5 protein-coding genes are annotated in these 16,650 nt (G+C 63.3%); all 5 read left to right on the top strand.

Annotated elements, in window-relative coordinates; genetic code table 11:
* Positions 1 to 46 precede the first annotated feature (46 nt).
* The 5 genes from AADZ90_RS18530 to tssM all read left to right on the top strand — a co-directional run bounded on the left by AADZ90_RS18530 (position 47) and on the right by tssM (position 16,646).
* On the top strand, positions 47 to 8,731 hold the full coding sequence (locus tag AADZ90_RS18530; protein ID WP_367312227.1) for a polymer-forming cytoskeletal protein: 8,685 nt from the start codon (positions 47 to 49) through the stop codon (positions 8,729 to 8,731).
* A 96-nt stretch (positions 8,732 to 8,827) separates the two neighbouring features.
* A complete protein-coding gene (locus AADZ90_RS18525; protein WP_367312226.1) occupies positions 8,828 to 10,006 on the top strand; it encodes an autotransporter outer membrane beta-barrel domain-containing protein in 1,179 nt (392 codons plus the stop codon).
* Between the two features lie 106 nt (positions 10,007 to 10,112).
* Positions 10,113 to 11,444, top strand: coding sequence for a type VI secretion system baseplate subunit TssK (gene tssK, locus AADZ90_RS18520; RefSeq protein WP_367312225.1), 1,332 nt, complete (start codon positions 10,113 to 10,115; stop codon positions 11,442 to 11,444).
* Positions 11,444 to 13,033, top strand: coding sequence for a type IVB secretion system protein IcmH/DotU (icmH, locus tag AADZ90_RS18515; protein WP_367312224.1), 1,590 nt, complete (start codon positions 11,444 to 11,446; stop codon positions 13,031 to 13,033). The genes tssK and icmH overlap by 1 nt, the downstream gene beginning before the upstream one ends.
* A gap of 1 nt (position 13,034) precedes the next feature.
* Positions 13,035 to 16,646 carry a type VI secretion system membrane subunit TssM gene (gene tssM / locus AADZ90_RS18510; RefSeq protein WP_411997090.1) on the top strand — a complete coding sequence of 1,204 codons (3,612 nt, stop codon included), beginning with the start codon at positions 13,035 to 13,037 and terminating at the stop codon, positions 16,644 to 16,646.
* The last annotated feature ends 4 nt before the right edge of the window (positions 16,647 to 16,650 follow it).

Raw genomic sequence — 16,650 nt, 5'->3', positions numbered from 1 at the left:
GCGTATGCAAACTGCCCTGCGGGAAGGTCTCTGGGATTTTATTCAAATGCTTTTTTCTGATTCCGTCGCGAAAGCGATCTCGGCTGCCGGTTATCGGTCGCGCCTGCTGTCCACGAGCGCCCTGACGGGGGTCGCGGTAGCGTTGGTTCTGATGCCCTACGAGGCGATCTCGCAGCAAACCCTCTTCTTCGACGGGTCTCCTGATCCCGGGATACAGCTGGAGAACGATCCCTGGAATACCGTCGATGAGCGCTGGCAGGACGATGCGGCGGGAGCTGGCCCGCGCATTCTGTACAGCGATGACGACAATGTCGTTTTTGGCCCGCCGACCTCGGGTTCGGGGACAGCGGTAGTCAATATCGACGACGGGGCGGTCGCGCCGAGCAGCATTTCGTTTACGGCTGATGGGTACAGAATTGTCGGGGACGCCATTCGGTCGGCGCAGGGTGACTACAATCTGGCCGACCCGACGACGCCGGGCACGAATACCGGTGTCTTGGAAATCTTCGTTGCCGCAGATGTCGAGGCTGAAATTGCAGCCCCTCTCGAAGGTGACGGCGCGGCGGTCGACGGCTCTTTCGTCCTGACCGGGGACGGTGAACTGACCATCACCGCAGACAGTCCTAGCCTGGGTGCTTTCCTGGTGACGTCTGAGGCGACACTGGTCAACACCGGCACGATGGGAGACGACGCGCCCGCCGATACGACCGTCACCGTGGAGGGGACGTTCAACAACAGCGGCACGGTGAATGGTGATGTGATCAATGACGGTGGGACCGTCACCAGCTCAGGGACCATCGCCGGCGATTACGACGGAACGAACGACGCTGTCGGGACCACGCTGACCGGGACGGTCGGGGGGAACGTGTCGACCGATGGCGGGTCGATCCTGGTCGACGATACACTCGACGTGGCGACCGGCACGGTCACCGTGAGAGGCACGGTTGACGACAACGCCGCGAGCCTGACCGCGGATGCGGCGCTGAACACGACCGGGCTTGTGGTCAGCGGGGCGAACGGCACGGATACCGGGACCGTCGTCATCGACGCGGATGGGGCGGACGGGACCGAGAACAACCTCTCCAGTATCGATGAAATATCCATCGGGGATAACGGGTCGCTTACGATCGGGACGAATGTGACGACAGACCCCAGCGCTGCCGGAATGGACGCGGGCGTCGTTACGGCGAACGGGGTCGGGGTTGAGGTGGCCGAGGCCGGTGCGCTAACTGTTCGGGAAAGCGCGACGCTGACCGGCGTTGTCCAGAACAGCGGGGACGTCACGGTCATGGGCCCGGATGCCGAGATTGCTGGCAACGTGACCAACACCGACACCGGCACGGTCACGAATGCCGGGACGATCACCGGGATAGTCACCAACACGGGCGGGGTCGTCGATAGCAGCGGAACGATTACGGGCGACTATGTAGGTACGAATGACGACGGAAGTTCCCTTGCCGGCACGGTGACCGGCAGCGTGTCGACCACCGGCGGCGCGCTGACCGTCGATGACGATCTTGATGTGACCGGTACCGTCACGGTGACCGGCAACGACACCGACGAGGCTGCCAGCCTGACAGCCGACGCGACGCTCGACACCGCCGGTCTGATTATGGCGGGAACGGCTGGGAATGTTGCGACTGTGACGATCGACGCCGATGGCGACGATGGGAGTGAGAACAACGAGTCCATGATCGACGTGATATCGGTCGGAAACAACAGCTTGCTGACGATCAGAACTGATGTGAGGGCTGACGATTCCGGTAGCGGGGTCACAGTGGCTGCGGCAGGCACGCTTGCAGTCGAGGATAACGCCACGCTGACCAGTGATGTGGACAGTTCCGGGGATGTGAACGTCGCCGAGAATGCCGAGATCACCGGCAATGTGGTGAACAACAGCGGCGGCGAGGTGACCAGCGCCGGGGCCATTGGCGGAACCGTTACGAATACCGGCGGAACGGTTGTCAGCAGCGGCACCATCACCGGCGACTATGCGGGAACAGATGATGTCGACGGTACGCGGCTGAGCGGCACGATTGGCGGTAGCCTGTCCACGAGCGGCGGTGATGTGGATATCGATGATGCCCTGGAGGTCGGCGGCACCGTGACGGTATCCTCGACCGCTGCCAGCAATGCGACCCTGGATGTGACCGGTGCGCTGACGGCCGAAGCCCTTGTCCTGAGCGGAGAGAGCGGGAACACCGGGACGGCGACGATCGATACCGCGTCGGAGATCGACACGATCGATGTCCAGGACGGAGGTGTGTTGAACCTGAATGCAGATGTCACGCTGCTGGATGGGGAACCGCCCGTCGGCGCTGATCCGGGAACGGATCTGGATGCCGAACTGACGGTTGCGGAGGGCGGTGTGCTTGTCGTGGGGGACAATGTGTCGACCACTGGCGGGGAGGTCTCCGTCAGCGGGGTTGTGCAGGCCAACGGGACGGACAGCACCCTCAATATCGGAGACAACCTCTTTATCATCACCGGTACAGACGGAGGCGCTGTCGGCGGCCGGGTCAGCGGGGCAGAGGGCGGCCTGACGATTATCGCCAATCAGTTCCTGCTTCAGGACGGATCCACGGTTGATATGACGAACGTCCTTCTGGATGGCGGGATCTTCAATCAGACCGACCTTGTCTTCGACGATGACGAGACGCTGCGCGGGGATCTGACCAACGAGAACACCGTCACGATCAATGCCGAGGTGAATGCGACCGAGGCCGGCGAAGACCCCTACGATGTGATCAACCGTCAGGGTGATCCTATCAGCGATCTGCCGGGAGAGTTCACGATCAGTGCGGGCGGAGCGCTGATCGGTGTTGGGACGTTTACCAATGAAACGGATGCGACACTGACGCTCGAAGAGGCGAGTGGTAGCGATCCCGCGGCGGTGTTGGAGGCCGAAGATCTCGTCAACAACGGGATTATCAACGGCGATATCGTGATTGGTGGCGCGGGTGCCAACGCGCAGACGATCGACCAAGGGGCAACCGGCGATATCTTGGGCGATCTGACGATCAACAGCCCAGGCAGCACGCTGGGCGGCGATATTCTTGTGGCGACCTCGGGCGGTGGCGGCAACCTTATCATCAACGAAAGCACGTCGATTGACGAGGCGATGAATGTTGAGAACGCCACGTCGGTCAATAACGATGGTACGGTGCTGACCGTTACGGCGGACGGTGCGCTGACGACGGACACGTTCGACAACAATGCCGACGCCGCGACGACAGTGGAAGCAGGCGGCTCGGTCGCGGCGACGACCACGGCCACCAATGCGGGCGGGGCGACGCTGACGCTGGAGGGCGATGGCTCTTCGGCTCAGCTGACGGCGGCGACGCTCGACAATGACGGAGAGGTTGTCGGGGGCGAAAACCTCGATGTCGGCAGCCTTCTGAATGATGGGATCATTCGGGGCGATGTCGTCGTCGGCGGCCCGGGCGCCAACGCGGACACGATCGATCAGGGGGCGGACGGAGAGATCTTCGGCACCCTGACGATCAACTCCGCCGGGAGCACGCTGGCCGGGAGTATCCGCGAGACTGCGCCGGATGTGGACGGCAACCTGAACATCAACGTGAGTTCTACGATTGACGGTCCGCTGAACGTCGACAACAGAACCACCGTCGGCGGAGGCGGGACGGTGCTGACGGTCAATGGAACCGGGGCGCTGACGACAGGGGAGTTCACGAACAACGCGTCCACGACGATCGAGAGCGGTGGTCAGATCCTGGGTGTCAACGAGTTCGCCAATTCCGTTGGCGCGACGCTGACGCTGGAGGCGGGTGGCACGTTGCAGGCGACGACGCTCGACAATGACGGAGAGGTTTTCGGCGGGTCGAACCTTAATGTCACCAACATCGAGAACGATGGTGTCATCAACGGCGACATCGTGATCGGCGGCACCGGCGCCAATGCGCAGACGATCGATCAGGGGGCGGGTGGCGACATCGTCGGCAATCTGACGATCAATACGACCGGGAACACGCTGGGCGGGGATATCCTCGAGTCGGCGCCGGACGTGGGTGGCAACCTGATCATCAACGAGAGCACGACGATCGATGAGGCGATGAACGTCGCCAATAACACATCGGTCAACAATTCCGGGACAGTGCTGACCGTCGACGGGCCTGACGGCGCCCTGACGACAGAGACCTTCACCAACCAGGGCGGCACCACGACGACGATCGAGAATGGCGGCGTGATCACCGTGACCGACGCGAATCCGACGACGAACAACGGCGTCATCAACGTGGAGAATGGGACATTTAACGGGTCGATCACGAACCAGGACGAGTTGACTGTCGGCGAGATGGGGCAGGTCACCGGTAACGTCGTCAGCAATGACGACCTCGACATGGACGGCACCGTCACGGGCGACGTGACGATCAACAACGGCGGCAACACGCTGGGCAGTGATGACGCGAGCGATCCGGCGAGCATCGGCGGCGATCTCGAAATGACATCGGGGACGAACGCTGTCGACGGGGCGTTGGTTGTTACCGGTGCGACGACCGTGACCGGGGGATCTTCGACGCTTGATGTCATATCTGGCGGTGATCTGACGACCACGACGCTGAACAATGGCGGGACTGTCAATGTGGAGGACGGTGGAGAGGTCACCGTCACAGGTGGGCCGACGACGAACACGGCCTCGCTGAACGTGGACGGCACCTTCAACGGTGACGTGAACAATACGACCGGGACGCTGGATATCGGCGGGACCGGCACCGTGAATGGCGATGTCGACAATGACAGCCAGATGGACTTTGCTGGCACGGTCGATGGGACCGTCATCAACGATGGCACGATCAACGTGACCGGTGACGCGTCGGTGACCGGCGATCTGACGAATAACAGCACGATCACATCGAGCACGGACGGATCGAGGATCGACGTCACGGGCACCTTCTTCAACGATGGCACGATCGCGGCCGATGCCACGGTTTCGACGACGGCCGATGCGGCGCTGACGATCGAAGCCGGTGTTCTGGAGTTCGGCGCAAATTCCGTCATCAGCGGTGACGTCATCCTTCTGGGTGCGATGAACAACGACGGTGAAGTGACTTTCGAGGAAGATCAGGCGCTGACCGGCAACATCCTCAATAACGGTCACATCTTCGTCGGTGGCCCGGGCAATCCGAGCGATACCGCGCAGATCGACGGTGCGGGCAACGACATCAACAACGCCGCTGCGGCATCGTCCCTCACCGTGCGCGAGGGCTCGTCCCTGACGGGCCTTGGGCGCGTCGACAATGCGGGGACAGTGACGGTCGCCGGGGTGATGTCGGCTGGCGAGACGGAAAACGACAACATCCTGACGGTCACCGGAACGATCGGCGGGCTGGTCGACAACAATGCGACCTTCACGCTCGACGGGACGATGAACGGCAATCTGGAGAATTCCGGCGATGCCGATCTTGAGGGCTCGATCGACGGGAACATCACGACATCGGCGGGATCGGACATCGACCTGACGGGTGATCTGGATGTATCGGGCAATGTGGATATCGCCGGAGGGACGACGCTGGATGTCGTTGCAGGGTCGCTGACCGGGGTCGATACGCTGGACAACGCAGGCACCACGACCGTGGGCGGCTCTGTCGGGATCACAGCGGATGCGATCAACAACACCGGCACTCTGACGAGCACCGGTACACTGACCGCGGACGTGACGAGTGACGGGACACTCAACATCGAAAACAGCGTGGACGGCAACCTGAACCTTACGGGTGGCACCGCGGACCTGACCGGTGCGCTGGACGTCACCGGCGCGTTGAATAACGATATCACGATTGTCGTAGACGCCGGCGATCTGACCGTTGGCGGACTGATCAGCAACGACGGCGACATCACCGTCAACGGTGGCCAGCTTATGAGCTCCGACGTCGCGATCGAGAACAACGCCACCGCGTTGCTGACGAATGCCGGAACGATCGAAGCACCCGAAGTGCGAAATGCCGATGGCGGGACGCTGAACTCAACCGGCACAATCCGCGGCGATCTCGACAACAGCGGGGATGCAACGATCCGGACCAGCGTAACCGGCGACGTCACCACCGAGGGGACCGGGCTGACCACGATCAATGGTGATCTGGTGATCGGCGGCGCCGTGCTTGGAACGGGCGACGTTGTCGTTACGGCCGGGACGACGAATGTCGACCTGGTTGATTTGCAGGGTGGTGGCAGCTCTCTGACGATGAATGTGGGTACGTCGCTGGTGACCGAGCCCGGCGGCACGGTCATCAACGGTGGCGGAACCTTCGATATCTCCGGGCGGATCAACACCAGCCGGCTCGAGAATGACGGGCTGATGACGCTGACCTCGACCGGGACGGTCCAGGGGCTGATGGACAACGACGCCGACATGATCCTGAACGGTCGGGTCGAGGGGGATCTCGACAATTCCGGCATAGCGACGGTCGAGGGCGGCGAGAGCGCGACCGTGACAGGCGAGTTCACCAACGAAGATGCCGATAGCGAGCTGATCGTCGATGGTGCGCTCACAGTCGCAGGCGGCGTCGACAATGCGGGCGAGGTTGATGTGAACGGCACCTTGGATGCCGATGTCGACAATTCAGGGGAGGTCTCGGTCGACGGCACGCTTATGGGGGATGTCGACAACCTTCTGGATGGTGACGTGACTGTTGCGGCCTCGGGGACGCTTGACGGGTCGCTCGACAACGAGGCGGGTGCGACGGCGACCCTGCTGAATGTCGTGACCGGAGACGTCACGAGTGACGGGACGGTCGATGCCGAGGGTACCATCGGCGGCTCGGTCTCGAATGGCGGTACATTCGTGGCGACGGAGACACTGGGCATCACCGGGTCCGTCGATACGTCGGGCGATTTCACCGTTGCGGCTGGGACGACGAGTGCTGCGTCCGTGACCAATGACGGCGACCTTCTGGTGACCGGGGGCTCTGGACTGACGGCCACGTCGATCCAGAATGACGGGACGATGACCAACGATGGTTCGGTCACTGGCAGCATCGACACCTCGGACACACTGACCCAGAGCGCCACAGGCTCGACCGACGGCGACATCACAAACAGCGGCACCGCCACCATGGCGGGGTCCCAGACCGGGACCTTCGAGAACACGTCGGGGGGCACCCTGATGACCGGCGCCGATCCGTTCAATATCACGGGCATGCTCGACAACGATGGCCTGGCCGAGATCGATGGAGATCTGACCGCCACGACGATCGATAACTCTGGTCGGATCGAACTGTCGGGCACCCTGAACGGCGACGTGACCAATACCGGTGTCATCTTCGTCGACAGTGTTCAGACCATCAATGGCAGCCTCACGAATTCAGGCCGTCTGGGGATGGCGAACGGTTCGCCCGGCGATGAGGTGACGATAAACGGCGATGTCAGCGGTGGTGGGGAATACGTTCTGGACGTCAACCTGACCGATGCAGGCTCCGGCGAAAGCGGTGCCTTGGCCGATACGGTCGTGGTCAACGGCGATGTCACGGGCGATATCACGCTGGTCTTCAACGACCTGACAACGGATTACGGCCAGCAGGAGGACGATGTGATCGTCTTCGATGCGAACAACGACGATTTCTCGTTCGGGTCGACCCTGCCGATCAATGCGGGGCTTCTGGTTTACGAACCGATACGTGTCGGGGATGGCAGCCAGATCGCCCTGCGCGATACGCTCAACCCCGCGATCGACGGGATCGCGAGCAACATCACCCTGACGCAATCGCTGATCGGGTCGATCGTGAACCGCCCGTCGAGCCCGTTCGTCAGCGGCCTTGCCTACGAGGACGAGGATAATTGCGGACCCGGCGGATGGGCCCGGGCGCTGGGCGGGACCGCCGACGTGGAAGGCGAGACCGAGATCGACGGGATCAGCCGCCCGACCGAGCTGACGGCGGATTACTACGGCGTTCAGTTCGGCGGCGACTATGCCTGCTTCAACGGCTTCTATCGCGGTTGGGATCTGGCCTTCGGCGGGATCGGCGGCATCAATATCGGCGAAACCGAGCAGCCGGTCTTCCTGTCATCGGTCGACGGCAGCAGCCGGGCACGGATCAGCACGAACTTCACCGAGTTCGAGCAGACCTATCTTGGCGTCTACATGACGGCGAGCCGCGGGCCCTTCTCGGCCGATCTGCAATACCGGATCGAAAACACCGATTTCGATATCCGCAACGAGGCGCGGTCGGGATCTGCCGATCTTGGCCTGGACTCGACCTTCTCGAGCAACGCGCAGACGCTGAGCGGCTCGGCGAGCTACTTCTTCCCCGTGGGCGATACCGGCTTCGGCATTATCCCGACGGCGGGCTTCGCGATTACCCAGACCGAGACGGACGAGATCGAGTTCGACAATGGCGAACGCCTGAAGATCGAAGACAGCACCGCGACGGTGAGTTTTGCCGGTGCGACGCTCTCGAAGTCGCAATTCGCCGAGAACGGCCTGTCGGCGCTGAACTACTTCGGGACGTTCACCTATTACGACGATTTCGGCGCCCAGTTCGATTCCGTCTTCACGCGGATCGACACCGATGGCAGCGAGGTCGAGACGGATTCCTCGACCGAGAAGCTGGGCGGCTATTCCGAGCTGAGCGCGGGGCTGAGCTATGTCCGCATCCTCGACCCCGGCGATCTGGCGAATGCGCGGCAGTTCAATGCGTCGGTTCGGGCCGATGCGCGGTTCAGCGAGAACATCGAAAGCTACGGCCTGACCGCGCAGGTGCGCCTGCAGTTCTGAGCCGTATCGCGCCGACAACGGGGCCTCACCTTGACGGGTGAGGCCGTTTGCCGCACCATGATCCCCATTGATAAGTCCTGTTTTTAGGGGGTTGTGATGGTGATTTTTTTCGATCGATCCACGCGCTATGCGCTGTATTTCCTGGCCGCGTCGGCCCTGCCTGCGGCGGCGCAGGTCGTCGATGATGGTCAAATACTTGAGCCGCGGATACCGGGTATCGCCGGTGTGACCAACAACGTGACGATCACCCAGTCGCTGATGGCGATGGCGGCGAACGACGCGATCTTCAACCGCCCATCGAGCCCGTTCGTGGTCGGCCTCGCCTTCGAGGACGAGGACAATTGCGGCAAGGGTGTCTGGGGCCGGAGCACGATCGGCACTGCGGATCTCGAAGGGGATACGACCGTCGACGGGTCCGTCACCCTGCCGACAGAGCTTGAGATGGATTATTACGGGGTCCAGCTGGGCGGTGATTATGCCTGCTTCAACGGGTTCTACAACGGCTGGGATCTTGCATTCGGTCTGACCGGCGGGGTCAATGTGGGCGATACCGAGCAGCCGGTTTTCGAACTGAACGGGTCGGGCACCGGGCTGACCGATACGCAGTCGAGCACGACCGAGACCGATTTCACCCAGCGCTATCTTGGCGTCTACATGGTGGCCAATCGCGGGCCCTTCTCAGCTGATATCCAGCTGCGGTTCGAGGATGCGGAATTCGATATCGAAAACGACCCGAAAAGTGGGTTCGCGGGCCTTGGCCTCGACACCGAGTTCGACAGCACCGGATACACGCTGAGCGGGGCGGCAAGCTATGTCGTGCCATTCCGCAACAGCGATACGCTGGCCTTCATCCCGGCGGCGGGTTTCGCCATCTCGCGCACCGATACGGACGATATCGGGTTCGAGGATGGCAGCCGGTTGGAGATCGGGGAGACCGAGAGCAATCTGGGCTTCATCGGCGGCACGATCGCCGGCGCGCAGATCGCGCCGGACGGCCTGTCGGCAACCACCTATTTCGGGACCGCCACGATCTATAACGACTTCGCGGACGATCAGGAGGCGCGGTTCGTCGATGGCGGCACGGTGGGCGAGCTGGAATACACCACGCTCGAGACCTATGGCGAGCTCAGCGCGGGGGTGAATTACACCCGCATCCTCGACCCCGGCGATCTCGCGAATGCGCGTCAGTTGAATGCCTCGGTCCGGGCGGATGCGCGGTTCGGCGAGTTCATCGAAGGCTACGGTCTGACCGCGCAGGTGCGGCTGCAGTTCTAGCGCCACAAAGGGTCAAGGTCGGGTGAACCTGCCTTGACCACCGATCCCTGAGGTTCCAGAGTCGCCGGCGATTGGGGACGTGCCGCGCGCGCGGAAAGGGATTTTGATGTCTTGGTTCAGCAAGGTCGCCTGGAAGGAGGGCCTTTTTCTTCAGCCACAGCATCTGCAACAGGCGGACCGCTATACCGAGCGGCTGATCGAGGCGCGCGTGGGGGTGACCACGCCCTATCCCTGGGGCGTCTCGGATATGGTGCTGGACAAGGACATGGCGCAGCAGGGGCGTGTCGGGTTGCGGTCCGTGACGGGGATCATGCCGGACGGGACGCCCTTCGATGCGCCGAACATCGACGAGCTGCCCTTGCCGGTCGAGGTGCCGGACGATGCGGCCGGCCTGCATGTCTGGCTGACGCTGCCCGATATCAGCCAGAACGGGCAGGATGTGGGCGGCGACGATCCGGGCGAGGCGGCGCGCTACAAGATCCTGCCGCAGGTCGTGGCCGACAATTCCAGCCCGAACCGGATGGAGCAGGCGTTGGAAGTCGCCGTTCCCCGGCTGGAACTGGTGGTGCGGAAGTCGCCCAAGGCGGGCTATCAGTGCCTGCGGTTGGCGCGGATTTCCGAGGTGCGGGACGGCGTCGTCTCGATGGACGACACGGTGCCGCCGCCTGCGTTGATCCTGACGGTGCATCCGGTGATGATGGGGTTCCTGACCCGCGTGATCGGCTGGGTCGAAGCCAAGCTGGAAAACCTGGCGCGCTATGCTTCCGATCCCTCCGCGGGCGGTGGGATGCAGGCCACCGATTACCTGATGCTGATGACGCTGAACCGCGAGATCGGGGCGCTGCGCCACATGCGGGAAAGCCGGAGCATCCATCCCGAACGGCTCTATGAGCGGCTGATCGGGCTGGCCGGCGAGTTGTCGACCTTCGATCAGGGCAAGCGGACGGCGCCCGAATACGCGCCTTATGATCATGGCGACCCGAAGGAGACGTTCACGCCGGTCGTGCAGGATATCCAGCGGCTGCTCAGCCGGGATGTGGGCCGGGCGACGCGGCTGGATCTGCGGCAGGTGCGCCAGAACTCCTACATCGCGCAGGTCGCGGACCGGACGCTGTTCCGCAACGCGACCTTCGTCATCGAGGTGGAAAGCGCCAAGCCGCTGACGCAGGTGCAGCAGCAATTCCCCGAGCTGTGCAAGGTCGGGCCGAATACCCGGATGAGCGAGATCGTCAAGAACAACCTGCCGGGCATCGGGCTGGTCCATCTGCCCAACCCGCCGCGGCAGATCCGGGTGATTTCGTCGAACGTGTACTTCCTGCTCGAGAAGAACACCCCGCTTTGGCAGGAATTTTCGACGGCGCCGGCGATCGGAATGCATTTTGCGGGCGACTGGCCGGAGCTTAAGCTGGAGCTGTGGGCCGTGCCGGAGAAAGCGTGATGGGATCGGACGACGAAAAGACGGTGTTCGGGGGCAAGCTGCCCCAGCCCGGCCAGGCGCCGAAGCCTGCCGATGGCGACAAGACGATCATCGGGGGCGCGTTGCCCACGCCGGGGCCGGGACGGGTGGCGCAGACGGGGCAAGGGTTCCAGCCGTCGCGCGACGACACGTGGCTGGGCGGGTCGGTGCCTGTGCAGCCGCGCGCGCCGCAGCCGCAGCAGCCCGCGCCAAGCTTCGGGGGCTACCCGCAAAGCCAGACACCGGGCGGCATCGGACGGCCAGGCACCACGAACGAGGGCTTCTTCCCCGAGATCGGCGGCGGGCAAGAGGCGCCGATGCAGCAGACCGGGCCGAAGATCCCGCTGCAGGACGCGCTGAAGGGCGCCGGCCTGGGCGCCGGCGGATCGTCGAACCCGCTGGTCGCGGCGGCTGCCAACCTGCTGATCCTGCTGGGCCGGTTGCGGACCGGTCTGGTGGAGATGCAGGCGGTTCCGCTGATGGAACACGTGACCCGCGAGCTGGACAATTACACGCCGAACGCCATCGCCGCAGGCGCCGATCCGCAGGAGGCGGAGATCGCAAAATATGCGCTCTGCGGCACTGCGGACGATATCGTGCAGAACCTGCCCGGCGCGGACCGGGGCATCTGGATCCAGTATTCCATGGTCGCGCGGTTCTTCGGCAAGCGCGATTCCGGGGTCGGCTTCTTTCAGGAGGCCGAGAAGGCGATGCAGGCGCCGGGGCAGCGCTATCAGCTGCTCGAGCTGATGCTGATGTGTCTGTCGCTGGGTTTCGAAGGGCAGTACCGGACGGCGCCAAACGGGGCCGTTGAGCTCGCCCGGATCCGCAACGCGATCTACGAGACGTTGCGCCGGGTGAACCCGAGGCCGGACGAGGATATCTCGGTCAACTGGTCCGCCGTACCGCTGGCCGGCAAGCGGCGGTTCAGCGGACCCCCGGTCTGGGTGATCGCGGCGGTGGCCGCTGTGATGCTGGTGGGGGCCTTCGCGACGCTCTCGACGCTTCTGGCCCGTGATGGCGGGCAGGTGGCCGTTGCGCTGAACGAACTGCATGCGGGGGTGCCTGCGGTCAGCCTGGAGCGGCTGGTGCAGGCGCAATTCGTGCCACAAGCCCCGGATTCCACGCAGCTTGAGCGGATCCGAGAGCGACTTGCCGACCGGATAGCGGCGGGCGAGGTCGAGGTTGGGACCAAAGGCGATTACATCTACGTGCGCGTGGGCAACCTCCTGCTGTTCGACAGTGGTCAGGCGACCGTCAAGGAGGAGTTTGCCACTCTCGCTGCCGAGATTGCGCAGGTCCTCAACGACGAGCCCGGCCCGATCCGGGTGCTGGGCTTTACCGACAACATCCCGATGTCGGGTCGTGGCCGCTACAAGACCAATTTGGATCTGAGCCAGGCGCGGGCGCAGGGCGTGGCCGATGTGCTGGCGGGCAGCATTTCCGATCCCGACCGAATACAGGTCGAAGGGCGCGGCCCGGCGGACGAGATCGCCGATAACGCAACGCCGGAGGGACGCGCCCTGAACCGCCGAGTCGAAGTTCTGATCGCCAAGGAAGGGACCTTCTGAGATGCGGATCCGTTTGCCCAGACCTCGCTACAAGTCGTGGATGCGCTGGCCGCTGATCGTCATCGGCCTGATCTGCCTTGGCGTCGCGATCTGGTTCGGCGGCGAGATGATCGGCGGCGTCTTCGCGTCGCTCTGGCTGCGGCTGACCGTCCTTGGCGTGCTTTACGGCATTCTGCTGGTCGTCTTCCTGATCCGCTGGCGCAAGCGGCGCAAGAAGGCGGCAGAGCTGGAAGAGGCGATGATCCCGCAGGTCGTGGAAGGCGACGCCAAGGAGCTGTCCGAGCGGATGACCAAGGCGCTGGCCACGCTGAAGAAATCGGGCGGGGCAAGCTATCTCTACGACCTGCCATGGTACGTCATCATCGGCCCGCCGGGGGCGGGCAAGACGACGGCGCTGGAAAACTCCGGCCTGGAATTTCCGCTGGCGAACAAGGACGAGGGCGGCGTCATCGAAGGGTTCGGCGGCACGCGCTACACCGATTGGTGGTTCTCGGAAGAGGCGGTGCTGATCGACACGGCGGGCCGCTACACCACGCAGGACAGCGACGCCGAGGCCGACAGCAAGAGCTGGACGGCCTTCCTTGAGTTGCTGAAAAAGGCCCGGTCGGACCAGCCGATCAACGGCATCATCCTGGCCTTCTCGGTCGAGGATATGCTGAATTCGAACGAGGCCGAACTGACCCGCCACGCCGAGATCGTGCGCGAGCGGCTGGGCGAGATCCACGAGACGCTGAGGGTCGACTTCCCGGTCTATGTCGTCTTCACCAAATGCGACCTGATCTCGGGCTTCCGGGAATATTTCAGCTCGTTCAGCCTGAACCGGCGCAAGAATGTCTGGGGCGTGACCTTCCAGACGAAGGACCGCAAGGAACAGACCTACGACAAGGTGCCGCAAGAGTTCGACCAGCTGGTCAGCCGCCTGTCGGACGAGATCATCGACCGGATGAACGAGGAACCGGACGGCATCAGCCGGATCGCGATCTTCGGTCTGCCGGGGCAGATGGCGCTGCTGCGCGACAATGTCAGCGACTTCCTGCAGCGGGTGTTCGAGCCGACGCGGTACAAGACGAACGCGATCCTGCGGGGGTTCTACTTCACCTCGGGCACGCAGGAAGGCACGCCGATCGATCAGGTGCTGGGCGCGATGAGCCGGGGCAACGAGGGCGGCGCCTTCACCCCCGCCTTCATGTCGGGCAAGGGCAAGAGCTATTTCCTGCACGACCTGCTGCGCCGCGTGATCTTTGAAGAGCGTGACTGGGTGTCGTTCGACAAGAAGGCCGTTGCCCGGCGCCAGATCCTGCGCGCCGCAGCGATGGGTGTGATCGGGGTCGTGACGCTGGGTCTGCTGACGGCCTTCGGGATCAGTTACTGGCAGAACGCGACGCTTCTGGCCCGGGCCGAGGGCGAGCGGCAGACCTATCAGAACGTCGCCCGGTTCGAGATCCAGCGCGAGGTCGTCAGCGACACCGATCTGCGCGCGATCTTGCCCTATCTGAACAGCCTGCGGTCGATGCCCGCGGGTTATGGCGATCCAGAAGACGGCGATCTTTGGGAAGGCTTCGGCCTGGGCCAGCGCAACCGCGTCAATGCCGCGGCGACCGAGGCCTACTCGGACGCGCTGGAAAAGATGCTGCGGCCGCGGCTGATCCTCGATGTGGAGCAGCGCATTCCGCTTTTCCTGCAGGACAATGACCTGCCGCAGATCTACCGGGCGCTGAAGGTCTACATGCTGCTTGGCGGGATCGGCGGGCGCTCTGACGACGAGGCGATCCAGGTCTGGTTCGAGGAGCAGTGGCGCCGGGGCGAGTTCGCGTCGCTCAGCGATCTGGACGAGCGCGAGGCGCTGGTCGGCCATCTGGAGGCGATGCTGTCGCTCGACGACACGCGCAGCGTCGAGATCGGCCTGGATCCCGAGACGATCGCGCGTGCCCGCGATGCGATCATCCGGATGCCGCTGGTCGATCAGGCCTACATCACGATCGCCGACGCGGCGGAGACGAACGGGATGCCTGACTGGAGCCTTGAAGAGGCGACAGGGCGGGGCAGTGATCTGGTGTTTATCACCCGCGACGGGTCAGACCTGTCGGACGTTACCGTGCCGTCGATCTATACCTTCATGGGCTTCTGGGATTACTTCTATCCTGCGCTCGACGAGGCCGAACAGCGGCTGCGCGACGACCAGTGGGTTCTGGGCGAGGCGGCGGGCGAGGTCGATTACGAAGGCCAGCTTGCCACGCTGACCTCCACGCTTCTGACGAAGTACCGGAGCGAGTTCATTGTCGCTTGGGACGAGATGTTCGAACGGGTGGAGCTTGCCTCGGTTTCGGCCGACGCGCCGAGCTATGCGGTGCTGGAGGAGCTCGCGAGTGGCCTGACCTCGCCGCTCTATGCGCTGGCCCGTGAGGTCACGCGAGAGACCCGGCTGAGCCGCCTGATCGACGAGATGGCGAGCCTCGATCAGGAGGCGATCATGTCGGGCAACCTCGACGGCGTGACCGATGAGGCCAGCCGGCGCCTGCTCCAGCGGTTTATCACCTCGCAGGGCGGCACCGCCCGGATTTTCCTTGAATCGGCGGCCAACAACAGCAGTGGGAAGAACCAGCAACGCGTTGGCGGGGCGTCCCAAAGCCAGAGCCCGCTTCTGCCGATCGAACGGCTCGAAGACGATTTCGAGCTGTGGCACATCATGATGGAGGGGGAACAGGGTGAACGGGCGATCAATGAGCTTGTTGCGGACATCCAGGGAATCCATCAAAATCGCCTGCTCTCCCGCAGCAACCCGACACAAGCTGCGCTGGAACTGCCCGGGGTCCTCAGTACTCTCGAAAACAAGGAGTCCCGGACCCCGCCGCCGATCGATCGGTTCATCCGCGAGATACTGGAAGACCTACGCAGCGAGTCGCGCGACGCGACGATCGATCAGATGAACCGGGCTCTGACGAACGACGTGACGTCGTTATGCCGGAGCGGTATCGAGACAAGCTATCCTTTTACTCAGAATGAGCGGCACTTGTCGCTTTCGGAGTTTGGCCGCTTCTTTGGCGAGCGTGGTGTGATGGATCGCTACTATTCCGAATATCTTGAATCCCATGCTCAAAGGATCGGTGACGGGCAGATCGCCCCGGATCCGAGAAGCAGGCTGTCGCAGGAACTGTCGCAGACCACGCTCGACCAATTCGGGCGGGCTGCAGCGATCCGCAACGCCTTTTTCCCTCCCGGGTCGTCCGAGCCACGGGTGAGTATTACCGTGCGGCCCGAGTTGCAGCCTGGGATGTCGGTCGGCGTTACGATCGGTGACAAAAACCACTTGTTCAATGGGTCCGGTCCGGGCGTGCAGTTCGACTGGCCAAACGGCTCCGGCAACGTCACTCTTGAAATCTATAACCGTGGAGGAGCCGGAGGCGGTCAGAGGGATTTCACCAGGAACGGACCCTGGTCGATTATCGATTTTCTGAACGCGGGAACCCAGCAGCGGCGGGACGGCAACGTATTGAGTTCCATCTATACGGTTCAGGGATTGTCCGTAAGGATCGAAATGCAGTTCAACTCCGCGCAGGTCCCCTTCCTCATGGATGCGATCGACGATTTCCGCTGCCCGACGCAGGTCAACTAGGGGC

This window comes from Aestuariibius violaceus, from assembly GCF_040779325.2.
In the GTDB taxonomy this organism is placed as follows: Bacteria; Pseudomonadota; Alphaproteobacteria; order Rhodobacterales; family Rhodobacteraceae; genus Aestuariibius; species Aestuariibius violaceus.
Note: the sequence above shows the minus strand (reverse complement) of the source record. Positions and strands in the feature narration are given on the sequence as shown.

Bases quoted from the DNA above. Each gene is read 5' to 3' on its own strand.
- tssK (WP_367312225.1), top strand. From the start codon at position 10,113: ATGTCTTGGTTCAGCAAGGTCGCCTGGAAGGAGGGCCTTTTTCTTCAG.
- AADZ90_RS18525 (WP_367312226.1), top strand. From the start codon at position 8,828: ATGGTGATTTTTTTCGATCGATCCACGCGCTATGCGCTGTATTTCCTG.
- AADZ90_RS18530 (WP_367312227.1), top strand. From the start codon at position 47: ATGCTTTTTTCTGATTCCGTCGCGAAAGCGATCTCGGCTGCCGGTTAT.
- icmH (WP_367312224.1), top strand. From the start codon at position 11,444: ATGGGATCGGACGACGAAAAGACGGTGTTCGGGGGCAAGCTGCCCCAG.
- tssM (WP_411997090.1), top strand. From the start codon at position 13,035: ATGCGGATCCGTTTGCCCAGACCTCGCTACAAGTCGTGGATGCGCTGG.